Genomic DNA, 25,900 nt, shown 5'->3' with positions numbered 1-25,900 from the left:
CTGACTTCCATGAATCCATGGAAATTTTTCTCTGCTGAATCTGACAACACTGAAACTGTAGCATCGGTTGACAGGTGGAACTAGAGGTTTGTGGCTTGTAACACGCCGTTGTAGAGCCTCTGAGGACCGTTGAACCACGGTGTGCAGACTGAACCACGGCAGTATCAGACACTATGAGGCGCTGTAGGGGCGCTGTAGGGCTTCCTGACGGACTCAAGGGGCTTCCGGGTGTGTTGAGGCCCCTAGAAGCATCAACTTTGCTTCTTGAAGCCTCAACATCATGCCCCTAGTCGTCCTTATGACGCTCGGTGTACCCCTTAAACGTCTCATCTGGGACTGGCTTGCCTGCTTCTTCCTCGGCCTGCTTGGACGGACGAAGGTCAGCGAGGTCAACCTCTGGAGCTTCATGGGCGCTCTCGTTTGCTTCTGTCGAGAACTGCCGGCCCACCGACTTCCCGGAACCACGCCGGGCGTACGCGCGGGTCCGCTAGCCCTGCAAGGCCATCCAGGTCCAGGCCCTTGCGATCGCCTACACGCGCATAGCGGTGAAGATCCGATTCCTGGAACTCATGATCACGACTCACCGAAAGGGCTGGGCCTGGCTCCATGCTGTTACTCCGGCACCCTAGAGCCCTACTGCGTTCCACACGGCGAGGAAGAACAGGGCACTCCCGAGCATCATGGGGATCATGCCTTGCGGGTAGCTGTTCGGCGTCTCAGGCTTCCGCCGAGGCCGGCGCATAGAAACAGCCCCGTAGATGGCCAGCCCTAGCCCCCCGACCAGGCACAGCCCGTAGTACATATCGAGGCCGCTCACTCCGGCGTGAGGGGCGCAGACGTCCCGCCGACCTCGAGGTCGCCGCGTGCGACGTCTATCCGGACTTTGGCGTAAGCGGCGCTAATGTAGTCCTCGAGCTTGGCGCGTTCGATGCGCCACTGCCCACGGCCACCGATCTGGATGGCCGGCAGATCCCCTGAGGCGATAAGGCTTCGGATGGTGTTGTGCTTGGTGTTCAGCTCATCGGCCACCTGCTGCAGGGTCAGGAACCGCAGCGGCCTGGGCTGCTCCTGGAGGGGTTGGTCTGTCATGTACACAGCATCCCAGCCACCACACGCGGCAACGAAGGAACCCCGCCACCCACGTCGACTGACACCCCCGCGTGCCCCCCTCCCGTTCATGCCCACGTCGCCCCATTGAGGTCATCCACCTGTGGGCGGGTGGAGCCCGAAGGGTGGAGCTCAAAGCCGTCCACAGGTGGATGAGCCCCCGGCGTCACGTCCGTGCCGCGAACCATTAAACCCACCTAGACCCGCCTGAACCCCCCGCGTCCCCTGCAGTTGGACCCGTCCGAGGAAGGAAACGTTCGACGGGACAGCTGCCAACCAGGCAGAAGCCTGATGGGGAGCCCGCCCGTCATCCGCCGGCGTCTGCCTATAAGCGGACAACGCCGCGGCCGGGCACGCTGGCCCACCCCTTGGGCCGGACCAGGATGTGGGGTGATAGGTTGCGCCGATGGTGGACCCCCTGCATTTCGATCGCCAGGCCGCGAACTACGAGCAGGCCCGGCCGCCCTACCCCGAGGCGCTGTGGCACAGGCTAGAGGACCTCGGGCTACTGACAGCCGGCCGTCACGCCGTGGACCTGGGCGCCGGGACAGGGCAGGCAACCGGACGGCTTCTTGAAGCCGGTCTGACGGTGACCGCGGTCGAACCCGGAGCGCGTCTGGCAGCCCTGCTAAAGATGAATCACCCGGCAGCATCGGTCATCGTGAGCCGCACCGAAGACGCCGACCTGCCCGAACAAGCCTTCGACATCGCTGTTGCCGCGACATCCATCCACTGGATGAACCTCGATGAGCTGCTGCCGAAGGTCCACGCCAGCCTCCGCCCCGGGGGAAAGCTGCTGGTATGGCGCAACGTCTTCGGCGATCCCACCTACCCGACGCCGTTCCGGACCAAGATAGGACGGATCGTCGCCGCACGGACAGGACCTCCACGGCCAGGTCCCGACGCCGAGGACGCCGGAACCACCGGACGGGAGCTGGTCCGGACCGGCCTTTTCAGTGTCGACGAGGTCAGCGAGTTCAGGTGGGAAGTGACCCTTGATGCACAACAGGTGCAGAATCTCTTCAGCACGTTCAGCGATTGGAATGGGCAGGAGGTCCTCGAAGCGGCGGCAGCAGCCGTGGAGGCAGGAGGTTCTGTCGTGGAACACTATCGATCCTGGCTGATCGTCCTCAGCCGCACCTAGATGGTGCACAGCACACCAACACTGGCCACCCTGTCCCAGCCGGACAACACCTGATGCAGGATCTCCTGCCGGTCGGCGCGGAGCCGACCCTTCCGCAACCAGGTGCGTTGGCGGCCCAGCCATACCGCGAGGACCTTCTCACCCGGGTGGCGCTGCGGGTCATAGACCGGGAACCGGCCGGCCTCGTCCCGGAACTGCTGCACCTGCTCGAGACGCAACGCCCACAACTCCTCCGGGTTGCCTTTCCGGCTACCGATCCACTCCCCCAGCCTGTCCAGGGCCTCAACCTTGTCCTGGGCAAGCCGGTCCATGTCGTGGTTCCGGCGCTGGTTCTCCAACCACCGGTACAACACCCGGGCCTCCGTACTGTCGTTCTGCGCCGGCACCCCACCCACCCGGGCCACATACGAATTCATGTGGGCGTAGTGCTCCCACCACACCTGCTCCCGGCTCCGCCGGAGGCGGCGCCGGTTGCCACTGGGGGCGGGCTGGTCGTGGAGCACCCAGCACCGGCCGAACCATCCCGGACACCTTTCCGCCTGCCGGTTGATGGTCCGGTGGACGCGGCGGACGTCGACCCTGCACCATGCGGCGATCACCGCCGGCGGGACCCCGCGGGAGTACATCAGCAGCCACTCCTGCCGGCTCTCACACGCCCCCTGCGAATAGTCGTCCTCGGCCAGAATCAAGTCATCAAAACGCATGATGCCCCGCGCCTGTCCGATCAGCCACCGCTACTCCCCCAACCCCAGGCCGTCCCCCGGCCAGCGTTGCACAGCGTCCGACCTCGGCAAAAGATCACGACGGACCGAACGTACCCCTCCTTCGTTGGACCCGGGCGGCGTGCGATGCATGGTGTTGACAGTAACCAACGTTCGCAACTTGCGTCGCGGGCGGCTCATCCACAGGTGGACGGCTTTGAGCTCATTCCTCCGGGCTCCACCCGCCCACAGGTGGATGACCCGCAACCCGCACCCCCGTCCGCATCCCGGCTTCCCAAATAATCGAACCTGTGTTCTATTTTAAAGCCTGCACAAGGACCACCAGGGCAAGGGAGAAGCAGCCGATGACAGCGCAACCAGTGGACACCACGCCACCCACAGAACCAGCCCACAACACAGCCCAGCAAACGACCCAGGAAGCTGCACGCGAGGGTGCACGGGCAAGTGCGTGGCATGTCCTGGACGAGCCGGCAGCCGTCCGGTTCCTACCTTCCGGCACACCGTTGGCGCTGCGCTGGCGGGGCAGCATCTGGCAGGTCATCGGCGAACCCCTCGCCTGGTCCAGCTCCGACACCTGGCCAGAATCCGACACCACTCCCCCAGGCACAGACAACAGCCACGCTCGCCAGACCCGCCATGGCAGCGTCGGCAGCGTGGGCGGGCACAACACTCTGAGCGGCCTGAGCGGTCTGGGCAGTGTTGTGACGACCCGGTTCTGGCGGTTCCGGGCTCAGACCGGGCCGGCGTCCCCGGTCCTGGAGTTCGACATGAACGCCGATGCCCGGTGGGAGGACTGGCGGCTGCGTCGCGTCACGACCATCGACGGCTACTAACGACTACAGAGGGCTACTGATCAGTCATTGAGCATTCAGCGCATTGACCGACCACATCCACGTCACTGGGTAGGACGAGCCGGTCGCGAGGCGAATCGCAGGGCCATGGGTCAGAACAAGAGATACGCGAAACGGTACGCAAGGCTGATGGACGATCGGATTGAGGAGTTCGTCATGCGCGAGGAGCTGATCATGCTCACCGCCGCAGAACTCGATCTCGAGAACACCCCGCCCACCGACTTCCCGGAACCGCGCCGGGTGTACGCGTGGATCCGCGACCCCTCCAAAGCCATCAGGATCCAGGCCCACGCAATCGCCTACACCAGGACTGCAGTGAAGATCCGCTTCCTGGAACCTCTCATTCAGATCCAGCGGGAGGGCTGGGTGTGGCTCAATTCGGTTACACCCGTACCCAATAGCACCAACCACAGCAATCACGACGACCATCACAACGGCGATCGCGACAAAAAGAAGAACAACGGCTTCCGTGAATGAAACCGGGACAGATTGCAGGCACAGACCGCATTTTTCGACACGATAGGGTGGAAGGCTGGGGATCAATGATTCATATCCAATAACTCAGGAGTAGAAATGGCGCAGCGCGTACAGGTGCAATTGGTCGACGACCTCAATGGTGACGTCGCACAGGAAACGGTCCGTTTCGGGATCGACGGCACCGACTACGAGATCGACCTGACAACGGAGAACGCGCAGCAGCTGCGCTCAACCCTGTCCGAGTACGTGGACAACGCCCGTAAAGCCAAGACCGGGCGCAGGGGCCAGGGCGGCCAGAAAGCTACCGGCGCATCCTCGACGGGCCGGTCCAAGCGTGAGGACACCCAGCAGATCCGCCAGTGGGCGCAGGACAACGGCTACAACCCCAGCTCCCGCGGACGCATCACCCAGTCCATCATCGACGCCTACAACGAGGCCCACTAGAAGCTGACCGGCTCAATCGATCAGGGGGGTGATGGCCGGGGTGGAGGATCCAAGAACGGCAGCCGATGCCCGGTGGGCGAAAGCCGGGCGCTACGCGCAAGGCTACGCCGACAACGGCATGGGTGCGGCCTTGCGGGTCTACTACACCCGCTATCTGCCGCTCGGCGCCCTCGCCATCGTCCTTCTCCTGTCCCTGCTGGGCCCCATTGTCATTCCGGACGGGCCAGAACAGGTCCCGACTCTCGTGCAGGCCGGGTGGTTCATTTTCGCCATCGCTGCTCTTACCGGCGGGCTCGTGTACAACGCACAGCGGCTCAAACCCCGGGTCAAACTCGGCACAGACGTTGCCATCACCTTCCCCCTGGAGAAGGACGAGCAGAAGGCCCTGATGCGCGGCATCAACGGCAAGGAACCGGTACCAGCAAATCACCTCGGCGTGGCACGGGCCGTTGCCGTGCGCAGCCGTAAGGACGCCGCCACCACGCTCCTGATCGTCCCCGCCTACACCTACTTCATCGGCCAGGCCGTGGGAAACCTGGACTGGGTGTACCTGACCTTCTTCGCGGCCTTCGCCGTCCTGGCGGTCCTACAGGTCAGGAGCTTTCACCGCCAGGGGCGTTTCCTCGCCGCTACAGCGCCACCGGGCGCCTGAACCGGACACCGCCGGCTGATCAACCGGCCAGCGGTAGCTGGCAGCCGCCCACGAGTCGTCGACCCGGCGCACCAGCGCGCCGCGTGGATCAGTCGCAGTTCCTGCGACGGACCGCAGTCTCGCAGACCTGCCTCCCGGGATCAGTGATCACGCCGTTGGCTTGGAGAAGCGCCACCGCCACGCCTGCCAGCAGAGCCACCACCAGGCCCGCAATAACCCAGGCGGGGGCTTGCGTCATTCTGCGGCACTGTCAGAAGCATCGATGGCGCCGCGTGCAATGTCAGTGCGGGCTCTGGCATAGGCGGCGCTGATGTAGTCCTCGAGCTTGACGCGTTCGATGCGCCACTGGCCGCGGCCGCCGATCTGGATGGCCGGCAGCTCCCCTGAAGCGATGAGGGCCCGGATGGTGTTGTGCTTGGTATTCAACTCATCGGCTACCCGCTGCAGAGTCAGGAACCGCAGCCGCCTGGGCTGCTCCTCAAGGGATTGGTCTGTCATATACCCAGCATCCCAGCCACCAAACGCTGTGCCGCTGATCAGCTCCTCCGGTGTCGCCTTGAAGGGCGGCAGCTAGCCCACACCACGTGATCTCGCGGGATCTTCTCAGCTGGATTGTCTTCTGCGTACCCAGCAGGTGAGACTGGCCAGCGCGGTCGTTCGCCGATTGTGCCCGGACTCAGCACCAATACAGAAACACAGTTTTATTGGCGTCCGTGTATCTTTATTTCTGTGTATGTAGAATTCAGTTTTGGTGTCAGCCGGATTGCTGAGCGGCGGAAGTGTGGCGACAACTCAACACTCGGACGGCGGGAGCGGGGCGCGTGGATGGCCCGCCGATGTCATGTCACTCACTAATACCACTCCCCCGGTGCAACGAACCTGGACAACTATGCCTGCCCGGTCCATGCTCACGGTTTACAACATGAGCTTCCCCCGGTCCGCTCTCAGACACTCAGGGCCCGACATGGAATGCCGTTCCTGTGTGAGGCCTGAAGTACACAGTCAACAGCAGTGTCCCCCGAAGCGGCACTCCCCCACCTGTCGCGCTTCTGTGTTTACGTCTTTCTGTTTTCACGTACTTCAGCACCCGCCCGTTCCGTGATTACGCTTTTCTGTGTATCAAGAGCGGCGTCTCGAGTGCCCCGCAGAATCGAACCGACATTACTCCTGGCAGGAGCTCGAAGTGCAGAGCAACCGCGTCCTGGAGTGGATGACAGATCCCCGACGAGCCCGAGTTGTTGCTGGTTGGGCCCACAGCCGTAAACCCCACACAGATTTCTGTGCAAACATACCCCGCATCAGCGTGTTTCTGTGCAAGATATATGACCGTTTCCCCGGGGTCCAACAGGGTACGGCACGTACTCCCCCGTCGCTCATCTGGCTTGTGCGTGCTCCGCCTTGCCCTAAATGCTCCATCCTCTGGCCCACCTATCGGCGCAACTGGCAGTCTGACCTCCTCTGCCTGACCTCCTCTGCCTGGCATTCCTGCTGTCACTGGTCCGCATCTCACACCTTCAGGGTCTGTGTTTACAGGATGCAGTGCTTCTGTGTATTCGTATCCACAGATCATCAGCCCTTCCGCGACCTGAATTCGACGCATGCCGCGCGTCTGTATTTCTGTGTCTATGGAACTCCTTGTTCACGATACTCTGTGTTTCTGTGTATACGCACCTGCTGCATGTCACGTCCTGAGGTAGAGCTTCAGGGACGCCCTGAACAGCGGGGGTGGTGCTGAACCGTGGGGGAGTGGGGATTATCGTCCAACAAGTGAGGGCCAGCCATATGTCAGGCTCTCACTTGACTGGGGAATGCCGATTCCGCGGCTAACTCCTGCAATGGTTGATTTGCATTTCATACCCTTGGGGTCTGTGTTTACAGGATTCAGTTTTTCTGTGTATGTGCCTCCACAGATCAGTATGATGCTGCGGGCCACCGGTGGGGTGTATCTGTGTATCTGTGGCTACGGTGATCTTTAGTTCTGTGACCCGCCGTTCACGGCATGCCTTGTTCTGCTGGTCGAGCGTTAGAAATGCTCTCGGCTGCGGGTTGAAGCTTCGCCACGGGGGAGTGGCGGATCGTCCTACCGACAGGTGAGGACCGGCCATATGGCCGGCCCTCATAAGGCTGGGGGAGTACTAACCCCACAGCTGATCGCCTGCAGTCTTTCCGTGTTCCTGCTTTTCCGTGCCCACATCGAGTGCTGGCGGGACAGCCGGGTAGCGGGGGAATGTCCCGCGTGGAGTGGTGATTTTAGTCGGTGATTCCGTCGATGTAGTCCCGCAAAATCTGTGCCATGGGAACTCCGGTGTCCATGGCGCGCAGTTTCAGCTTGCGGTGCTGCGCGAGTGTCAGGTCGAGCGTGAGGCGCTTGGCATAGTCTTCGTTGACGCTCTTGAAGGATGTCGACACGGAGGGCCCATTACCTGGAGCTGCGGAAGTGGTTGTGGCCGTCTTGGGTGCCATTCGTTCTGCGAGTGATGGCTTCTTAGCTGGCGATGCCATGGTGTACCTCCAGTAGGTCGGTCGCTACTTGGTCGTAGCCGTGCAGGTTGGTTGGGATGGTGCCGTAGGCGTTTTTTATGTCCTCGCGCAAGGGAATGTAGGCGTCGATGACAGCCGCTCCAGCTTGCTCAAAGGTTTCGACAGCGATGGCGAGACTTCTGGTGTTCAGACGCGCACGGACGATAAGCACGGCCGCCGGCTTGCCTGCTCGTGCGGCTGCTTCGATTGAGGGCCAGACCCGCTGAATGTCCATGGCTGACGCATCGGTGGGAATCACGACGATGTCTGCGGTGGCGATGGCCGCGTCGATGACTTGTGGGTTGCCCGGGGGAGTGTCAATCACGCCGTAGTCAAAGCCTTGGGCAGCTTTTTTCATGGTGCGTTGATTGACGACTTTCACAGTGAAAGGCATCGGCTCGCCGCTGTCCTCGACCAAGCCTGTCCAGTCTGAGGCAGATCCCTGGGGGTCGCCGTCGAGGAGTACGACGGTACCTTTTCGGGCTAGCGCAGCCGCGATGTAGATCGAACTGGTGGTTTTCGCTACTCCACCTTTGAGATTCACGAGGGCGACTTTCATAGCTTGATCGTATCACTGAAACACAGAAAGCCGTGTGTACAGACACCCGTGTTTCTGCATCCCTGTGCGGTGTCTCTGGTGAACGGGGGAGCAATACGGTCAGGCAGCGTGCCAGAGGATTCGTTGTTGTTGATGTTCGTCGTCGATGGGCGGTTGCCAGTATTCGTCTACTTCGGGGTCGTACAGCTCGTGTTCTTCGAGGTGGGGGAGTAGGTGGCGGTCGAGCCATGCGTGCCAGGCGGCGCGTTCCTTGCGGTAGCGGGTGATCTGCTGCTCACGGTCATCGGTGGCGCCGAGACGCTCCGCAAGTTCCACCAGGCCGGTGGTGGCCACGATTTCCCAGGTGCCGTGGTGCCGGCGGATCATCTGCAGAGCCTCCATGCGTGCCAGGTGATAGCTGAGGGCGCGGCGCGAGATTCCAGTAGTACGGGCCAAGTCTGCGGTGGTGGGGGAGTGGCGGCCGCGTTCGATGCCTTCGTAGGCGAGGGCTGCAACATCCCCTAGGACCCGGAAGACGGGCCGGATGGCGTGGATCTTGCCCTTGCGCCAGGTGAACTCGCGGGCGAGCTGTTCGAACTGCCGGGGGAGCTGTACGACGTAGGTGTCAGCGTTGCGTCCGCGGCCACGGTCGATGCGGGTCAGGATGCCTGCTGATACGGCCTCGAGGGTTGGCAGGAGGCGGGAGATAGTGACGTGGTCCTTGCCCAGTGCCACAGCGAAGGTGCGGCAGCCGACGTCGAGGACATTGGTTTGGTTCGTGCGCATGTACGCCAGGACGGACCGGATGAGGAACCGCAGGCTGATACCGACCCTGCCTTGGGCCTGAAGGCGTTGATCAAGGATCGCGTAGAGGACATTCTCGAGATCGTTCACGAGCTGGTGGATGGAGTGGTGGCTAAGGTCCGGTGATGAGCTGGGGCTGCCCCCCGTGATTGAAGTATGGCTTGTGTTGAAGTTATGCGCGGTCGTTTCCCGTGGACGCCGGGCGGGGTTTTTGGTGGAGGTTCGGGTGGCGGTCCAGGCCTGGGCTTTGGCCCATTCGAGGGGCAGGAGCCGCTCGGCTTTGGTGCCGTAGAGGGCGGCGAGGCCGGCGTAGGGGCCGGCCATGCCGGCGCGGACCTGGTCGACGGTCCAGTGGCAGGCAGCGAAGTGGTTCAGCACGGCCATGCGGGCTTCTGAGTCGCTGGCGTACCGGTTCGTGTCGTACAGCCCGGTGCGGGCGGCCGTGCGCAGGGGAGAGTCGTTGCGGGCCATGGAGGCGACGCTTGGCCTGGTTCCCGGTGTGGTTGCTGCGTGCAGGGCGGTCATGGCGGCTGCTGCGCGGGCCTGGGCGCGTCGCCGGTCCTGCTCGAGCCGGTAGAGCTCGGGGGCGAGGGCTTTGCGTAGTGCGGCCAGAGCGGTGGCGGGGTTCCGTCGGGTGAGGATGCCGTAGGCGTCGGTGAGCGGCGTGATGAGCGTTTGGTGCCCGCCGGACTTGTGGGCGGATCCGGGGACGCGAATGCAACCGTGGACGACGTTCTGGTGCGGGCTCGGGTCCAGGCTCGGCGCGCGCCGGCCGAGGGCTTCGACGAGCTGGCGTGCCTCGGCCGCACTGATTGCTTCCTGCAGTGGCACATACAGGTGGCGGCCACCGCTGAGGGACTGGTCCTCGACATAGGCGAGGCCGGCCGCCTGCAGGAGACCCCCAAGGCGGTTGGCGTCGTCGTCGACGACGGCTTTCCGTGCCCTGGACGTGTCGAGGTCAAGGCAGAGCGTGCGGACGGTGCCGTCGACGTCGTGGATCATCACGGCGGCCGGTCTTGCCGGCAGCGTCCCGGTGATCCGCAGGGCAGTGGTGGGCTGCGGGTACTGGAACCGGCCGTCCTTCCATCGCCCGAGGCGATAGGACGGCTGACCTGCGATCAGCGGTGCGAGGACCCATGCAGCACCATGGTGGGAATCATCACGGCGTGGCGCAGCATAAAGAGCTGGAGGTGCTTCGAGCACTCGGTGTACACTTTCAACTAAGGGCACGACCTGAAAAGGCCGTACTCGGTTGAGCTACTCACCGGCAGTCTTGGCGGATAAGACGGTGTGAAGCTTGGATTCTTGGATATGAGAAGGCCCGCTACGGCGGGCCTTCTTTTTTATGAGGCCTTGCTGAAGGGCAACGCCTCCTGGCCGCTTAGCTTGTCCAAATCTATGGAGGCTAGCTTCTCCGCCATCACTTCGGCGATGAAGGAGCTAGCTGACGTCCCCAGTGCATCAGCCACGGCGAAGAGCTTCTCCGCTTCGGCTGTGGGAATGCGAGTAGTCAGTACATGGCGGTCGCCCTTAGATGGTCGTCCGCCTGACGCGCGCCTCTGAATAGCCATACTGTTCACTCTAGGTTTCTGAAACGGCTTAAGCACGAAAAGTTCGGGCGTGTCGCGGTTTATTTCTTCCCGAACGCTGCTCACAGGCCCATGTTCTGGAACTGGTGGCCTACGACGTCCCACTGGTTGTCGTGCTTTTCGAGGTAGATCGTGACGATCTGTCGGCCGGTGGTTGTGAGGTCGGTGCCGTTGCGGCTGATCCACCGCCAGCTGACGTCGTAGGCACGGATGGCCTTGTCATCGGCCACATCTTCGGAGACGTCGCCAGGGGCGGGGACGATCGAGGGTGCGCTGTATGCCTGGTGCTCTGATGGCTTCAGCCATTCACCTTGTGCACCGTTGCGCTCGGGTTCAACCTGGTTGGAGGCCCACTCATTGCTCATCAGTGGAATTGCCCGGATGGCGGCGGCCGTTTGGGTGGTATCGGTCGTCGTGTCCCACGAGTGCAGCATGAGTGCGGCGACCTCGGCCGTGGAGTCGACGTCGGTCCGGTCGGCGTCCTCTGGCGTGGTGAAGGTGCCGTTGCCGGCTATCTCGTCGGCGGCCGCCGTCGTGTAGGAGCCCTCGTAGATGGTCGTGGGCGTCGGCTCAGGTGTTGACCCTGCTTGGCCCTCGTTGTTGCTGCAGGCGACGGCTGAAAGCGTCAGGGGCAGTGCCACCAGGCACAGAGCAGCCACCGTGTGGCGTGACTGGCGCAGGTGCCGGCGTGTGGGTCGGTGGTGCGTGGAGGTCGGGGTCATGATGATGGCCACGCGCCTTTCTCTTTGAGGATCGGTTCGGGGTCGATGTTGAAGCCCTCGTACGGGAAGGTGACGTCTGGTGCTTCGGGTGTATAAATCTCGAAATGTAGATGTGTAGGAACGCTGCCGAGGTCGGCCTTGTTGCCCTCGGTGCCGACGATGTCGCCGCGTTCGAGCTTGTCGCCCACCTTCACGGAGTAGGCGTTGAGATGGCAGAACGCGAACCCGAAGTCCGGATCGTCGCCGTCCTCCTTGGCGATCACACACCCGTCCTTGTCATTGAACCCGGTGACGCGCAAGTCTGTGGGCGCGACGACGGGTCCGCCGTTGCCGAAGCCGGCGCCGGGGCTCGAGATGTCCACGCCGACGTGATCCTGCGCCCACGCAGGCAGGCCGATGACGTTGCGCTTCCCGTAGCCGGAGGTGAAGACGCCTCCGGGCAGGGGAGTGGTCCACTCGCCGTCTCCGAGGTCGCCGTCCCACGGCTTGCCACCGGTCGGTGCCTTGCAGTCCATGGAGAACCCGCCCTGCGCGGAGTCCAGGATGGAGCTGACGTACTTCTGCGTCTCCTGGTACGGCGGGATCCCCTTGTACTGCTGCACGGCTCCCGGGCCGGCATTATACGCGGCGAGGGTGAGCTGCACGAGCAGATTCGCATCACTGCCTGCGATCGACTGCACTTCACCCTTCAGCGCGGCCATGTACCGGCCGTAGGCGGGAATGGCGTCCTTCGCGGAGAACGGGTCGCCTCCGTTGCCATAACTCGCCCACGTTGCGGGCATGAACTGGGCGACGCCCTGCGCTCCGACAGGACTGGTGGCGTTCTCGTTCCACCCGGATTCCTGATTCAGCTGCGCGGCAACAACGCTGGCCGGAAGCCCTGCTTCCTTCGCCGCCGCGTCGACCAAGGGCCCCCACCCGTTGGGGACAGCCTGCAGGGCACCCGGCGTCGCGCCCGCATCTCCGGGAGTGTCTGCGGACACGGTGCAGGATGCTCGTTCGAGCTGGTTGGCTTCCTCGTCCTCGGCTATGCCGGCGACGAGCATGGTCATGGCCACGACCGCGCCGATGGGCGCGAGGGTGAGCGCGGCGATGCCGCACCCGATGGCTTTCCCCCCTGCCATGCCTTCCTAACCCCTGCGTTTGAACTGAGACCGATTGAGAGACCGAATGTGAGACCGGATGATGTGTGTTTAGAGCTGGTCGGTGAGGGCGGCGGTTGCTTCCTCGTAGGCCCGGCGGGTGGCCGGGTTCAGGGCGTCGTAGTCGAAGTTCTGGCCCTCCTGCAGGGACCGGTCGAACGGCACGACGACGACGGCCGCGAGGCCGATGCTCTCCCCGTACTCCTTCAGCTGGGCGAGGCGCTCAGTGTTGGGTTGGGCGGTGTTGGTGATGACCAGGATCGAGCGGGCAAACTTCGCGGCGTGGCCCTGGGCTTTGACGCCCTCGATGGTCGCCTCGAGGAGCCGGAAGTCATCGGCCTTGTTCTGAGAGACGAACACGAGCGAGTCAGCGACGTCGACGGCTGCCTGCCAGGTCGATGCCTGGGCTGAGTTGCCGGTATCGAGAAGGATCAGGTTGTAGAGCGAGAGCAGCACATCGTGCGCGGCTTTCACGGAGGTGCCGTCGACGCGGCGGCGGTCAGCTCCCTCGGGCGGGGAGGCGAGGACGTGGATCCTGTCGTCGCCCTGGGGGCGGATGTAGCGCACGAGGTCGCTGGTGCGTCGGGTGACGGTGCCGAGGTTCCGGATCAGGTCCAGCGTGGTGCGGTCGTGCGAGCCTGCCAGGGCTCGCTCACCGAGGGTGCCCTGGTTCTCGTTGAACTCACCGGCGAGGATGTTCCCTCCGCGGATCCGCCCGTAAGTCGCGGCCAGGTGATAGGCGACGGTGGTTTTCGTCGCTCCGCCCTTGAGCTGGACCACGGCCATGGTGCAGTGGGTTTCTAGCGGCCGCTGGATGCGTGCCCGGCGGGCCCTGCTTGCCTGCTCTGCAGGGGACGCGGCGAGGTTCGCCTTAAAGGTGGTGTTCAGCCAGCCCCGGAAGCCCTCACGGGCCGGTGCTGCAGTCTTCTCGGCCCTCACCTCGGGGCGTAGCTTGATCCGCTCATCGCCGGGCTCCACCTGCACCGTCACTGGTGCACCCTGCGAAGCTTGCGGGGTCTGCGGTGTGCGAGCCGGTTCAGTGGATGCCGTTGAGGGCAGGTCAGGGGTTTGGTCAACGGCCGGCTGAGGCACCTGACGTGAGGCCTGTGGCTCCGCTGATTCGGGCTGAGCATCCTTGATTACAGGTGCGGGGGCTACGGGAGCCGGGTCCACGTCTGCTGTGATGGGACGCTCTGCCGGGTGCTCGGGCCGGCTTGTAGCTGCGGCCTTGGCGGGACGGGGAATGGTGCGGCGGGGAGGTCGCTTCTTCACGGGCACGCTGGTGTCTGCATCGACAGAACCGTCCTCATTGACGATGAGGTAGGTTTCCGGCTGCGTTGTCGATGACGGATCGTAGGCGGTGACTTTGAGGGGACGGCCAAGATCGCCAGCCGTGCTCGCGAAAAAGCCAATCGCTTCCGGCATGGAGCCGAATGCTTGGTCGACTCCATCGACCGTGACGCTCACGGTGTCGTCATCGCCGATGGTTGCCGTGCATACAGGTCTGGCCAGCGCTTCCGTCGTCATCATGTCCCCTCAAGATCCTCTGGTTTCTCATCCTCGGTATCGGACTCTGTACCTGGTTCCGGTGCAGAGCTGGGGCCGGGCGTGTTGTAGTGCGCCTCGAGGTGATCCTTGATGTCATCGCGAAAGATGAGCCATGTCCCGCCGAGCCTGATTGCAGGTATCCGACCCTCGCGCAGCCATCGGTACGTGACCGTCTTGTCAGACAAACCAAGAACGTCAGTGAGCTGTTCGACACTGAGTCGCGCGGGTAGGTCAGCGAAAAGCACATCAAGCGCTCTAGACACAATGACCACTCCAACCCCCATGCCGGGAACAATACCCTAAATTGCGTTTTGATTCACTAGGGTTCACATCAGTTCGCACAACGGCCTTTCCATTCATTAAGTGAGCTACTATGATCGAAGCCGAGTCTATGGGAAGCCGCTGGGGGCATAGCTAAATGAACAATCGTTGGGGTGACTTCGTCACGCGCGAGTCCGTCGAGGCACTCGTCGTGACAGAAACCGAAATTCGCGACGCCGTTGAGGTTCTACGCGGTGTCGCAGGTCCGCAGCAGGGCATTCTTGGCCTCGCCGCTGGCGAAGGAATGGCCCGCTTCATCACGGACAACCCCGAGGTTTTTTGGCTTGGTGTGCACGGCGGAGCCGGCGAGAACACCATGGCCGGCCTCCTGGGCGGCGTCCCCTGCCACCACCGCTGGCCCTCTCGCTCGGACGCTGACCCGACCGTGCCACCGGCCGATGTTTTCCTCGTCGCCCGGCAGAACCATCGAGGGCTGAAAGCCGCTCAGCTCGCCGCCCGCGATTGGGCCGCAGGCTCGCACCCGACCATCACACTGCGCGGCCTCGTCGTGATTGCAGATGCACCCGGCAAGCTGCCGAGGGTCCTGCACAACCTGACCCGCATCACCGCCGGCGGTGTCCCACAGACGTGGACGCTGCCGTGGATAGAAGAGCTTCGGCTCGAAGGCACAGTCGACCCTGAGTCGCTGGCTCGCGAGCCAAGGAAAGTCCTCACCAGTCTCAGTGAGGTCATTGAACACCGTGATTCTGGAAGGAATTAGAACCATGCAACTGCTGCTCATCGCACAGGATGTCCTGATCAACGCCAACACCCTGCCCGACAGCGGACCGCTGGCCCCTCCCGGTATCGGGGATGCGTGGAACCGGATGGTCGGTGTCGGCAAGTGGATTGCCCTGGGCATTTGCGTCCTGGGTCTGCTGGTTGTCGGCGGCAAGATGGCGTTCGACTCCAGCCGCGGCGAAACCACTCAGGAGATCTCCGGCATCATCAAGATCGTCCTCGCCGTCGCCCTCATCTCCGGCGGCGCTTCACTGCTGACCTTCATCTCCGGCGGCGGCACGGCGTAGCCACCCTGCAGAATCAGCCCTACCTACAGGAGTAGTCATGGCCGAAACCGAAGAAACCGAGAACGTTTGGTGGGCCGCACCCCGCTTCCTCATGTCAGCGGTTGCCGTCCTGCTGCTCATCATCGTCGGGATCATCCTCTTCGTTTGGGTTGGCAACGACGACGAATCCGATGCCGCACCACCGGCTCAGACGCAGTCGGCAGCACCCGCTCCATCTGCGTCACAGGTGGCATCGGACGAATCCGTGTGCGGTTTAGACGCCACGGGAGGAACGACTCTGACCTCTGCACCCGAAGGGGTCGAGTGGGAGTTCCTTGGAGGCATTGCAGCACCTAAGTCGGTTGAACACGGCCCCGGTGTCGTTGATGGTCAGACAGGGGTCCGCTCCTGCTACTCCCACACACCGGAGGGGGCACTTCTTTCATTGGCTGGAAGGCTGGCCTCCGGGGGTGACGCTGAGTTGTTCTTGGAAACCACCAAAGCCCTTTCACTCGAAGGCCCTGGTAAGGACATCGGTGTTGACCGGATTGAGCAGCGCATTGCATCCGATGACGGAGCTGCTCCCCCGATCAAGATCGAAGGCTTTCGCCTTCTGTCTTATGCCGAGGATGAAGCGACAGTTGAGATTGTCTACTCAGGCGACTCGGGCTCTGAGCTTATCTACTTCACAACCTCCGGAATCATGGAATGGCACGAAGGTGACTGGTACGTGAGGTACAACAACGACGGATCAAGTGGACCTGTCCAAGGACAGGTATCCGACCTGTCGGGCTACATTGTGTGGGGTCCCACCAGTGGCTGAAGTTGCCAAGGATGTTTGTGATGGGTTTGATCCCCTTTGCACCGTCAAGGAAGGCGTATCCAACGCAATCACTGGTGCAGCTGGTAATGCCATCGAAGCCATTGCTGATGCCGTTCAGGCTGCCCTCGTCGCGACGATCGCGCAGCTCGGCACGCTGTGGACGACGATCGACGCTGGTGACCTGACAACAGGTCAGACTGGTTCCGCGGACGCTCCTGCTGGGGGCGCATTCAACGATCAGGTTGCCACGATCCTCGGCTATGCGACGTGGATCGGGTTGGGCATCAGCACGATCGCCATCATCCTGCTGGGCATCGCGCTGGTGACGAATGCTCGACGTGGGGATGGTGCGGGCCTGGTAAACACGGCCACGATCGTGTTCGGTGGGGCAACCCTTGTTGGTGGGGCCACCTCTCTCGTCGGCTATATCGTTCCTCGACGCGCAGCCTCGTCGGCTCCGGCCGTTGGCTTCGTGCAGGATCAGACCTTCTATCTGACTCTCGCGCTGGCGGCTATCAGCATGATCGTCGCCGGCGTCCGGATGGTGTGGTCCCAGCGCGCCGAACCGGCGCAGGACCTTCTCAAGGGACTCCTGACGCTGGCTATCGTGACCGCCTCGGGTGTCGCCCTCCTCAACGTGCTCCTCGGAGCGACCGATGCTCTGGCCGAGCAGATCATTCAGGCTGGTGTCGGGAATGATTTCCAGGCTGATGTGCAGATGCTGCTGGGAATGGAGGACACTGGCACGTCCAGCGCGACGTTCCTGATGGGCAACCAGATGCTCATCATCGTCGGTGGGCTGCTCGCGGTCCTGGTGAACATCGTGCAGATCATGCTCATGGTCCTGCGCACGGCGATGCTGTTCCTCATCGCAGGTGTCTTGCCACTGTCGGCGGCGTTCATGAACACCGAGACGGGTAAGAGCTGGTTCAGCAAGATCATCGCGTGGACTCTCGCCTTTGCCTTCTACAAGCCAGCCGCAGCACTGATTTATGCGACCGGGATCCAGATGACGACCTCTGGCCTGTTCTCGGGTCAGGCGCTCCTTCAGTTCTCCGCTGGCCTCATGCTGATCCTCGCGTCCGTTGTCGCTCTGCCGGTTCTCATCGGGTTTCTTAGCCCGGCGCTGGGCGCCATGGCGTCCTCCGGTGGCGGTGGTGGGGCCGCGATGGGCTTCGCTGCGTTGGGTGCGGCGATCCCGCAGGGTGCGTCCCGCACTCCGCGTGGAGGACAAGGATTCGGTAGCCAGGCACCACCGCAAGGACCTCCGGCGAAGTCGGAGAAGTCGTCAGCCGCTCCGAAGGGCGGCGGGGACGGTAGCGGTGACGGTGCCGCACCAAAGGGCGCAGACGTGACCGGCGGCGGCTCGAAAGCAGTCCCGACCGGATCAGCAACGAGCACTACGGCAGGGGCTGGCAGTACCGCAGGGGCAGGGGCAGGCGCTGGTGCGGCTGCTGCCGCGCCTCCCGTAGCTGCAGCGATGGTTGCTGGGCAGGCAATCAAGAAGGGCGGCGAAGCCGTCCAGGGTGCCGTCCAGGAAGGCGCTCAAACCGGTTCGGGTAGCGGACAGGGCGGTTCGAGCAGCCTCCCGAAGTCTCCCGCGCCGTCAGCTGGGGAGTCGGGGGCTAAGCCTTCGGCTCAGGGGGCTATTCCGCCCCAGACAGCTGGAGGGCCGGCGGGTGCGAGAGCAGCTGGACCTAAGGGTGCATCCGGTGCAGCTGGCCCGGCGGGCGCTGCGCTGAGGCAGGGAGCTGCGCAGATTCAGAAGCAGGCACAGCAGTTGAAGAACGAAGTCTCGAACAACACTGGGAACGAGGACCGCACTGATGGCGCAAACCGAAGCTAAGACCCCCGACGTCCGACCACGCATCTACGGCAACTACCGGTTGCCGACCAGCAAGGGTCTGGCCGGGCTGTCTACGGCCGGCACGGTGATCCTGATCCTCGGCGTCGTCGTCGGGGTGGTGTTGATGATGCTCGGCCAGTGGATGCTGGCCCTGGTCTTCGAGCTGCTGATCGGACTGTTGATCCTGCTGTCAATGCAAAAGAACAAGCACGGCCGCACGATGATCGAGCGCATCATGCGCCGCTTCGGGTGGATGAACGCCCGCTATGCCGGGGCGAACGTGTACCGGGCGGGACCGATCAGCCGTGTCCCCTCGGGAACGACGCAGCTGCCGGGTATTTCGGCTCGCTCGACCATCAGTGAGCACACCGACGGCTACGGTCGCCCCTTCGCTCTGCTCCACATCCCGGTGAAGAACCACTACACCGTGGTGCTCGGCTCCGAGCCTGACGGTGGCGGGATGGTCGACCAGGAGCAGATCAACCGCTGGGTCGACCGGTGGTCGCATTGGCTGGGCATGCTTACCGACGAGCCCGGCCTGATTGCCGCGTCCGCGACGATCGAGACCGCACCGGATTCCGGGTTCCGGCTCGCTCGTAAGGTCGAGAATCGGATGGACCCGAACGCACCCCAGTTCGCCCGCGACATCATGAACGAGACCGTACGGGCCCTGCCCACCGGTGCGACAGTCACCCGCGCGTACATCGCGGTGACGTTCAAGGCCACGCTGCGCCCGGGCGGGAAGCTTCGCAAGGCCGATGAGGTCGCCAACGACCTCGCGGCGCGCCTGCCGAACCTGACCCTGAGCTTGGGGGATACCGGGGCCGGCGTCTCGACCCCCTTGTCCGCACAGGAGCTGTGCGAGGTCATTCGGGTGGCCTACGACCCGGCCGAGGCGATCCTGTTCGACCGCGCCCACTCCGAAGGCAAGGCACCTCAGCTGGACTGGAACGAGGTGGGACCGCAGGCCGCTGACGCGTTTTGGGACACCTACCACCACAACAACGCGTGGTCGAAGACGTGGGCGATGTCCGTGCCGCCCCGCTCCACCATTCAGGCGAACGTGCTGCAGTCCCTCGTCGCGCCGACTCCTGAGGTCGTGCGTAAGCGCGTGACGATGCTCTACCGTCCCATCGACCCGGCGCGCGCCGCGCAGCTGGTCGAGAACGACGTCAACACCGCAACGTTCAACGCCTCTTCACGGAACCGCGCGACGTCGCGGGACAGCCGTGAGACGCGGGCGGCGAAAGCCACGGCGGAGGAAGAGGCCGACGGAGCAGGTCTGCTGAACTTCGCGATGATCGTCACCGCGACTGTCCGGCACAAGGAGGACCTGCCCGAGGCAGAGGCCGCGATCGAGAACCTTGGCGCGTCGGCTCGTATCCGCCTCGAGGAGGCTTACGGGGCGCAGGACTCGACCTTCGCCGCCGGACTGCCGCTGGGCATCGTCATTCCCGACCACCTGGCACTGCCCAAGACTGTAAGGGACGCACTCTAATGGCCGCACTCAACCCCGCTGCCGGCTCCTTCAACCCAGGCAGCCCGGGGCAGGTTCCTGACGGAGCCTGGGCTCGGGTTCTCGCGAAGCTAGGCACGAAGGCTCCGTCGAAAGCGAAGGGCCGAGGCAAGAGCGGCACCAAGGGTGCGAAGAAGGCTCGGACCGGCAGCACTGCGGTGAAGGCCGCGATGCGTCCGGGGCCCCGTGGGTTCAAGGGCCGTGGGATGGGTGAGGCGCAGCTGCTGCACCCGGTGAAGGAGATGCGCGGCACGAACTATCAGGTCTGCGGGTTGTACCCGTTCCCGATGGGCGGCGGCGCACCCCTGGAAGGTGTGCCGCTGGGCCGGAACCTGCTCTCGAACGAGCCGGTGTGCTGTGACCCGATTTCGTGGTTCCAGAACGTCCGCCTGATTTCGAACCCGTCCGCGTTCGTCATGGCGAACCCCGGTCTGGGGAAGTCCTCGCTGCTGCGCCGCATGGCAATCGGGCTGTGCGCGTTCGGGGTGAATCCGATGATCCTCGGGGACATCAAGGGCGAACACATCGACATGATCGTGCAGCTCGGCGGCAAGGGCCTGCCACTCGGTCGCGGCATCGGCCACATCAACCCCCTCGATGATGCCGGCGCCCTGGAAGCTGCGACCCGACTGTCCCCGGTAAAGCGGGAAGAACTGCTCACCGAACTCCACGCACGACGTCGCGGACTCATCGCCGCGCTCATCGCCATCCTGCGCAAGAAGCCCCTCGACGAGCGTGAGGAGTCGATCCTCGACCGGTGCCTGATGGTCCTCGAAGCCGAACACAACCCCGCCGGCACCGTCCCCCTCATGGACGACCTGCGGGCCGTCCTCAAAAGCCGTCCCGCGCAGGTGCGGGAGGTCGCTCTGGACCGTGGCAGCGACGAACGGTACGACACGATCACCGAAGGCCTAGAGTCCTCGCTGAACTCGCTCTGCGGCGCTGGCGCGTTCGGGGACATGTTCTCCAAGCAGTCCACCCATAAGATCGACGCGACGACGCCGATGGCGTTTGACCTGTCCCGGATCTCGCAGGCCGAGAATGACCTGCGGGCGGCAACGCTCATGGCGTGCTGGTCGGCCGGGTTCGGGACCGTCACGACCTCGAACATGCTCGCTGACGATGGCGTGATCGAGCGTCAAAGGTTCCTGGTGATCCTCGATGAGCTGTGGAACACCCTCGCGGCCGGTCCCGGCATCGTGGATCAGGTCAACGCACTCACCCGTCTGAACCGTGAGTGGGGCGTCGGGCAGATCATGGCCTCCCACACCCCATCGGACCTCAAAGCCGTCAAGGACGAAGCGGACCGGCACAAAGCCCAGGGCATCATGGACCGCTGCGGCATCAAGATCCTGGGCGGTCTCGCCCGCTCCGAGATGCCGCTGCTCACCCAGTCGGTGCCGTTGAGCAACCGGGAGCAGGAACAGCTCGCAGCATGGCAGGACCCACCCGCCTGGAACCGGGCCGGCGAGGACGCGATGCGCTACACCAACGACGACGTGTTCCGGCGGACCGATCAGTCGTTCACGGACGATGAGCTGGCTGCGTGGCTCGAGGACGACGACAACGCCGCCTGGTACAACGACGACCGTTCCACCCAGCCCCCACCAGGCCAGGGCAAGTTCTTCATCAAGGTCGGCTCCCGGGCCGGCATCCCGTTCTCGATGGAGTTCACACCCACCGAGCGCCGGTCGCGCGTCCACGACACCGAGAAGAAGTGGCACAAGGCCAAGCGAACCGCGGCAGAGGAACGAGGCGAGCTGTGAGCTCACTGGACCGCAAACACACGTCCGGACTCGGCGGCGAGGCCGCACTGCTGGTCATTCTTATCGTCGCTCTCGTCGGCGTCCCGGGAGCGTTGTACGGGCTGAACACCCTCGGGCACCAGCTCACACCAAGGCCCGACGGAATCCCGACCGGGTTCTGGCCGCGGTCTCTGGGTAACTTCACCGGCATCATGCCGTGGCGTTCCACCGAGATCACTCTGGCGATCATCGCAGGCGTCGTGCTCCTGGCACTGTTCGTCCTGTATATCGTCATGAGCATCCGCAAGGGCAAAAAGATCGTCAAGCACGACCGCGCCGCCGTGAAGATGGCGTCCCTGAAAGACGTTGCACCCTTCACCGAGAAGCAGGTCAAAGCCAAAGCCGCCCGCTTCGGCCTCAGTGCTGACCAGTCATCCGGCGTGATGATCGGGCGCATGGTGCGCGGCGGGAACACGCTCTACGCGTCGTGGGAGGACACCCTCCTGCACATCTGGGGCACCCGCACCGGTAAGACCACGACGCAGGCCGCACCCTCGATCATCGAGGCACCCGGCCCTGTGATCGCAACGTCGAACAAGCGTGACCTGTCGGATTTGACCCGCGACATCCGCGCCGAGAATGGCGACGTGTGGATCTTCGACCCGCAGGGCGTCGCGAACGAAAAGCCCACCTGGTGGTGGAACCCCCTCAGCTACGTCATCGACGCCGAACGCGCCGCGGAGATGGCGAACAACTTCGCCCTCGGCTCCCGGCCCGTAGGGGCCAAGGCTGACGCGTACTTCGACACAGCCGGCAAGGACCTGCTCGCCGGATACCTGCTCGCTGCAGCGGCTGGTGATCGGCCCATCAGCCAGGTCCACTCGTGGCTGTCCCACCCCGAGGAAAGGGAAGCCTCCACGTTGCTCCTCGAGGCCGGGTGGCTGAAAGAAGCCGACTCCATGGGCAGCACGATGTCACTCCCGGACAAGCAGCGCGAAGGCGTCTACGGCACCGCACGGCAGATGGCCACGTGCCTGAAGAACGAGAAGATCGCCCCCTGGGTGAACCCCAGCGGGCCGAATGATCCGCGGCCGCAGTTCATCCCCGAGGAGTTCATTAAGGGCAAGAACACCCTCTATGCGCTGTCCAAGGAAGGCGCCGGCACTGCAGGTCCGCTGGTGACGTCCCTGACCGTGGCCACGGCGACCGCAGCCGAAGAATACGCGGCCACCCAGCCAGGTGGCCGCCTGGCTGTTCCGATGGTCTGTGTTCTCGATGAGGCTGCGAACGTGTGCCGGTGGGGGAACCTGCCCGACCTCTACAGCCATTACGGTTCCCGAGGGATCGTGGTTTCTACATTCCTACAATCCTGGTCTCAAGGGGTGGATGTGTGGGGCGAGTCAGGGATGAAAAAGCTGTTTTCCACGGCCAACGTCTTCACCTACGGCGGCAACGTGAAGGAAGAGGGCTTCTTGAAGATGCTCTCCGACCTCGTGGGCCAGTACCGGTACACGGCGGTGTCGACCTCGAGGCAGAAGGACAGCCGCTCCACGAGCCGCCAGGACTCTACTGACGACATCCTCTCCGTCGCGGATCTCGCCGCGATGCCCAAGGGCCGGGCCGTCATGCTCGGTTCCGGCTCCCGCGCCGCCCTGCTCCGCACAGTGCCGATTAGCGACCGGCCCTACGCAGACAAGGTGGCGGGGTTCGAGACCATACGGTCCGCGCCTCCCGCTGCCCTTAAACCTGCAGTCAAACCTGCAGCTGGACCTGTGGTTGAGGTGCAAGAACCAACTACCGTACCTGCCGGTGGGAACCGCTGGTCGGCCATGGTGAAGGAGTAGCCGCGTATGGAGATGCATTCGCCATTTCAGCCCGAGAAGTTCGAGCCTGACGACGAGTTCGACCGACTCGTCCACGGCAGGGACGAGGATGAGACGTCAGAAGGCGCTGACGCCTCGCAGGATGAGCCCAGGCTGTTCTTTCCGAACCTCGAGGTGTTCGTTACTGACTTCCTCGTCAGTCACTATGCACGCCCCTTGGATCCGATGGGGCATGACAAGGAGTTCACCTGGTGCAGCAGCTGGTGGGCGCACACAGAGGCTGTCAGCCGCCTCAGCGCCCTGTGGAGGGCCTGGGAAACCCTTCGGCTGGATGGGGGCACGGGCATGGCTGATTGGTGGCGGAACTACGCAGACCCGACGATGCGAGCCCTTTTCTATAGCAAGGGCCCCTTCAAGGGTTGCACAGCCACAAAGCACGCACCGGCCAACAAGCCCCTGCTTGTTGTCCCGGCACCCTCTAACCTGTTCTCGCATCCTTGAGGACAGGCCATCAACACAGATCTGCAACATGCGTTGAGATGAGGTCAATTACTGGAGTCACGAGGGGGGTTTGTGGGGTTTTGCACTTGCAGCTGCTGAAAGACAAGTGCGTGTGATAGCTGATTCACAGTGATATTGCCGTACTGACCGCGCTCCACCGACGTGCCTCTCCGGCCCGTAATCCTGGAGATCTAGATGGGTCGTAGCAGGGGCCGGTCACCGCTCATCTCCGGTACTTACCTGAAGTGTGAGGGTCGATAGCCGTTGTAAGTCTGGCCGACCAACTAAATCCATCACCTTAAGCGGTGCAACTGTTCTGGGTTCAAGTGGTGATTGCGGTGGCGTTCGGCATTGTCTTCCACCGGTTGAAGGTCCGAAGTCCTCTTGAGCTTTTCGTTTCGGGGGCGGCAGGTGCTGCCCCCGAAAGATGACTGGAAAGCAGTCTGTGAGGGTAGGGCTTGATCCGAGAGGAAACGGCCGTGACCGACTTCATGAGTGACATGATCAGGCGCCAACTGGCGGTCGCAAAGTACGCAGGATGATTGAGGGGGACCACTCTGACGCATTCAGCGTCACTTTCGTAGGCGGTTTGAAAGACGGCACGCGCCGTTCATCGAACAATTCGACCCAAGCATGGCTCACAGTGTTGAGCAGGAGGGTAGTAGAGCGTTTGAGTGGCGGGTTGCGCGCCGGTGTGAATGGTGGTGCACTTTAGTAGGCTCTTGGAATACTTTACCCTCTATTCTGATTTATTTATTCGCTGCGACAGAGTTCTCATGAGAATATCAGCGCAAAACAGGATTCCGAGACATGGGAATTTCCGTCGTTTCGGGGTGCATTGGTTTTGCGCCGAACTTCACTAGGAGGTCCCCGCAAGTTTTGGTTTTGTGATGCGATGTTTTGATATGCCAGCGAGGTTGATAACTATGGTTTGTCCGTTGTCGGTAGGTAGCAGTGCGAAGGTCTCTAAACGCAACATGGATTCTGGCACTGACTGGCGCTACAGAGAACGGGATGGAGGAGCCTCAGGAGGCCTGGCCTGCTGGGGTGATGCCGCCGGAGCAGGTGGCACCGGGCTCGCGGGTCTGCTCGCCCTGGATGTACTTGTCGAGGAAGGTGCCGAGCCGAGCATCGTCGGCGGAGTCGACCTTCAGCTGCAGGCCCCACGCGCTGGCCGCGATCGGGGTGTCGAGGCCCGGGAAGGGGCTCAGTAGCACGTGAGAGCGAGTTCCGACGAGGCCGGTGAGTTTGTCGATGTCTCCCTGCCCGATGTTCGGGTTGTACATCATCCACACGGCGCCGTGCTCCATGGAGTGGACCGAATTCTCGCTGGGGACGGGCTCGGTGTAGACGCCACAGTTGGTCCAGACCGGGCTATGGTCACCGCCGACCGGGGGTGACTGGTTGTACTCGACGGCGCCCTCAACGTGGTTGAACGTGACGTCGGAGTATTCTTCGATGCCTTCGATGGGCTGCGCGGCGGCTGCCTCACGCTCACGGTTCACCTGGACCTGGTTCACGATCACGAGAGTCACCGCGATGATGACGGCGAGGATCACGGCGCCGATCCCACCGAAGATCAAGGCGTTGCGCTTGCGTTCACTGGCACGCTGCTCGGCCTGGATGGCGGCCAGGCGTGCCTGACGGTCCTGGTTCTCCTGAGACCGTTTCCTGTTCAATGGGATGCCTCTCGGTATGTTGACCGCCGCGGGTAGTGGCCGCAGCTCAAAACGTATGCCCTGAATCAATGTACCGGCGGGCTTATCCAACCCCATGAAATGCGGCGGGATTTGCAGGGGACATGTCGCTCATCTGCTTCGCCTGGCTCTTTCGCAGCCTGCCCCGCATCCACCACGGAAGATAGGCTTCACTGCTCACCTTGATGCCGTGACTTAGCTGCTGAGACGCAACAAAGAGCTGCGTTTCAGTCTCCGCGGGTGCCGCTGCTGCCCGTGGACGGGTTGCCCGCCACCCTATAATCCAAGCATGCCGATCACGCGCGCCATAGATGGCATCTACGTCCAGCTGTCCGCCCCCGGCCAGCGCGGGGGTCGGCGA

Annotated in this window: 24 protein-coding genes; 13 read left to right on the top strand and 11 right to left on the bottom strand. The window is 63.2% G+C overall.

The features are described 5' to 3' along the window. Positions 1 to 813 precede the first annotated feature (813 nt). Positions 814 to 1,089 carry a helix-turn-helix domain-containing protein gene (locus V6S67_RS18715; RefSeq protein ID WP_334211837.1) on the bottom strand — a complete coding sequence of 92 codons (276 nt, stop codon included), beginning with the start codon at positions 1,087 to 1,089 and terminating at the stop codon, positions 814 to 816. A 547-nt stretch (positions 1,090 to 1,636) separates the two neighbouring features. Here V6S67_RS18715 and V6S67_RS18710 point away from each other — a divergent pair. Continuing rightward, positions 1,637 to 2,251 carry a class I SAM-dependent methyltransferase gene (locus tag V6S67_RS18710; protein WP_334211836.1) on the top strand — a complete coding sequence of 205 codons (615 nt, stop codon included), beginning with the start codon at positions 1,637 to 1,639 and terminating at the stop codon, positions 2,249 to 2,251. Here V6S67_RS18710 and V6S67_RS18705 read toward each other — a convergent pair. Further along, on the bottom strand, positions 2,248 to 2,955 hold the full coding sequence (locus V6S67_RS18705) for a helicase associated domain-containing protein (protein WP_334211835.1): 708 nt from the start codon (positions 2,953 to 2,955) through the stop codon (positions 2,248 to 2,250). The two genes, V6S67_RS18710 and V6S67_RS18705, sit on opposite strands and share 4 nt — an antisense overlap. A gap of 362 nt (positions 2,956 to 3,317) precedes the next feature. Between V6S67_RS18705 and V6S67_RS18700 the strand changes: the two genes are divergently transcribed. The 4 genes from V6S67_RS18700 to V6S67_RS18685 all read left to right on the top strand — a co-directional run bounded on the left by V6S67_RS18700 (position 3,318) and on the right by V6S67_RS18685 (position 5,397). Continuing rightward, complete coding sequence (locus V6S67_RS18700) at positions 3,318 to 3,806, top strand: hypothetical protein (RefSeq protein ID WP_334211834.1); 489 nt, start codon at positions 3,318 to 3,320, stop codon at positions 3,804 to 3,806. 174 nt (positions 3,807 to 3,980) lie between these two features. Then, complete coding sequence (locus tag V6S67_RS18695; RefSeq protein ID WP_334211833.1) at positions 3,981 to 4,301, top strand: hypothetical protein; 321 nt, start codon at positions 3,981 to 3,983, stop codon at positions 4,299 to 4,301. Positions 4,302 to 4,397: 96 nt separating this feature from the next. Continuing rightward, the gene (locus V6S67_RS18690; protein ID WP_334211832.1) at positions 4,398 to 4,745 is read left to right on the top strand and encodes a histone-like nucleoid-structuring protein Lsr2; all 348 of its coding nucleotides are present in this window, start codon (positions 4,398 to 4,400) and stop codon (positions 4,743 to 4,745) included. A 31-nt stretch (positions 4,746 to 4,776) separates the two neighbouring features. Next, a complete protein-coding gene (locus tag V6S67_RS18685) occupies positions 4,777 to 5,397 on the top strand; it encodes a hypothetical protein (RefSeq protein ID WP_334211831.1) in 621 nt (206 codons plus the stop codon). 234 nt (positions 5,398 to 5,631) lie between these two features. On the opposite strand, the gene V6S67_RS18680 is transcribed toward V6S67_RS18685, so the two are convergent. The 8 genes from V6S67_RS18680 to V6S67_RS20035 all read right to left on the bottom strand — a co-directional run bounded on the left by V6S67_RS18680 (position 5,632) and on the right by V6S67_RS20035 (position 14,544). Next, entirely contained in the window at positions 5,632 to 5,895 is a 264-nt protein-coding gene (locus V6S67_RS18680) for a helix-turn-helix domain-containing protein (RefSeq protein ID WP_334211830.1), read from the bottom strand. Positions 5,896 to 7,647: 1,752 nt separating this feature from the next. Continuing rightward, the gene (locus tag V6S67_RS18675; protein ID WP_334211829.1) at positions 7,648 to 7,806 is read right to left on the bottom strand and encodes a hypothetical protein; all 159 of its coding nucleotides are present in this window, start codon (positions 7,804 to 7,806) and stop codon (positions 7,648 to 7,650) included. Between the two features lie 76 nt (positions 7,807 to 7,882). Further along, a complete protein-coding gene (locus tag V6S67_RS18670; protein ID WP_133083020.1) occupies positions 7,883 to 8,476 on the bottom strand; it encodes an AAA family ATPase in 594 nt (197 codons plus the stop codon). Positions 8,477 to 8,575: 99 nt separating this feature from the next. Beyond that, on the bottom strand, positions 8,576 to 10,261 hold the full coding sequence (locus tag V6S67_RS18665) for a hypothetical protein (protein ID WP_334211919.1): 1,686 nt from the start codon (positions 10,259 to 10,261) through the stop codon (positions 8,576 to 8,578). 649 nt (positions 10,262 to 10,910) lie between these two features. Further along, the gene (locus V6S67_RS18660; RefSeq protein WP_334211828.1) at positions 10,911 to 11,582 is read right to left on the bottom strand and encodes a hypothetical protein; all 672 of its coding nucleotides are present in this window, start codon (positions 11,580 to 11,582) and stop codon (positions 10,911 to 10,913) included. After that, entirely contained in the window at positions 11,567 to 12,694 is a 1,128-nt protein-coding gene (locus V6S67_RS18655) for a transglycosylase SLT domain-containing protein (protein WP_334211827.1), read from the bottom strand. The genes V6S67_RS18660 and V6S67_RS18655 overlap by 16 nt, the downstream gene beginning before the upstream one ends. A 69-nt stretch (positions 12,695 to 12,763) precedes the next feature. Further along, on the bottom strand, positions 12,764 to 13,702 hold the full coding sequence (locus tag V6S67_RS18650; protein ID WP_334211826.1) for a MinD/ParA family ATP-binding protein: 939 nt from the start codon (positions 13,700 to 13,702) through the stop codon (positions 12,764 to 12,766). Positions 13,703 to 14,238: 536 nt separating this feature from the next. Continuing rightward, positions 14,239 to 14,544, bottom strand: coding sequence for a helix-turn-helix domain-containing protein (locus V6S67_RS20035; RefSeq protein WP_104181676.1), 306 nt, complete (start codon positions 14,542 to 14,544; stop codon positions 14,239 to 14,241). A 134-nt stretch (positions 14,545 to 14,678) separates the two neighbouring features. Between V6S67_RS20035 and V6S67_RS18645 the strand changes: the two genes are divergently transcribed. The 8 genes from V6S67_RS18645 to V6S67_RS18610 all read left to right on the top strand — a co-directional run bounded on the left by V6S67_RS18645 (position 14,679) and on the right by V6S67_RS18610 (position 23,842). Further along, positions 14,679 to 15,302, top strand: a complete 624-nt coding sequence (locus V6S67_RS18645; protein WP_334211825.1) for a DUF6668 family protein — start codon at positions 14,679 to 14,681, stop codon at positions 15,300 to 15,302. A gap of 4 nt (positions 15,303 to 15,306) precedes the next feature. After that, positions 15,307 to 15,609 carry a hypothetical protein gene (locus V6S67_RS18640; protein WP_104181678.1) on the top strand — a complete coding sequence of 101 codons (303 nt, stop codon included), beginning with the start codon at positions 15,307 to 15,309 and terminating at the stop codon, positions 15,607 to 15,609. Between the two features lie 37 nt (positions 15,610 to 15,646). Beyond that, the gene (locus tag V6S67_RS18635; protein WP_334211824.1) at positions 15,647 to 16,411 is read left to right on the top strand and encodes a hypothetical protein; all 765 of its coding nucleotides are present in this window, start codon (positions 15,647 to 15,649) and stop codon (positions 16,409 to 16,411) included. Continuing rightward, entirely contained in the window at positions 16,404 to 18,257 is a 1,854-nt protein-coding gene (locus V6S67_RS18630; RefSeq protein ID WP_334211823.1) for a hypothetical protein, read from the top strand. The genes V6S67_RS18635 and V6S67_RS18630 overlap by 8 nt, the downstream gene beginning before the upstream one ends. Then, complete coding sequence (locus V6S67_RS18625; RefSeq protein ID WP_334211822.1) at positions 18,238 to 19,755, top strand: SCO6880 family protein; 1,518 nt, start codon at positions 18,238 to 18,240, stop codon at positions 19,753 to 19,755. The genes V6S67_RS18630 and V6S67_RS18625 overlap by 20 nt, the downstream gene beginning before the upstream one ends. 224 nt (positions 19,756 to 19,979) lie before the next feature. Beyond that, positions 19,980 to 21,539: an ATP/GTP-binding protein gene (locus V6S67_RS18620; RefSeq protein ID WP_334211821.1), complete on the top strand. Its 1,560-nt coding sequence runs from the start codon at positions 19,980 to 19,982 to the stop codon at positions 21,537 to 21,539. Further along, positions 21,536 to 23,362, top strand: a complete 1,827-nt coding sequence (locus V6S67_RS18615) for a type IV secretory system conjugative DNA transfer family protein (protein WP_334211820.1) — start codon at positions 21,536 to 21,538, stop codon at positions 23,360 to 23,362. Before V6S67_RS18620 ends, V6S67_RS18615 begins: the two co-directional genes overlap by 4 nt. 6 nt (positions 23,363 to 23,368) lie before the next feature. After that, a complete protein-coding gene (locus V6S67_RS18610; RefSeq protein ID WP_334211819.1) occupies positions 23,369 to 23,842 on the top strand; it encodes a DUF4913 domain-containing protein in 474 nt (157 codons plus the stop codon). Between the two features lie 1,025 nt (positions 23,843 to 24,867). Here V6S67_RS18610 and V6S67_RS18605 read toward each other — a convergent pair. Further along, a complete protein-coding gene (locus tag V6S67_RS18605; protein ID WP_334211818.1) occupies positions 24,868 to 25,521 on the bottom strand; it encodes a DUF3105 domain-containing protein in 654 nt (217 codons plus the stop codon). Between the last annotated feature and the right edge of the window lie 379 nt (positions 25,522 to 25,900).

Origin of the sequence: Arthrobacter sp. Soc17.1.1.1, assembly GCF_036867195.1 — a bacterium.
GTDB lineage: Bacteria > Actinomycetota > Actinomycetes > Actinomycetales > Micrococcaceae > Arthrobacter_D.
Note: the sequence above shows the minus strand (reverse complement) of the source record. Positions and strands in the feature narration are given on the sequence as shown.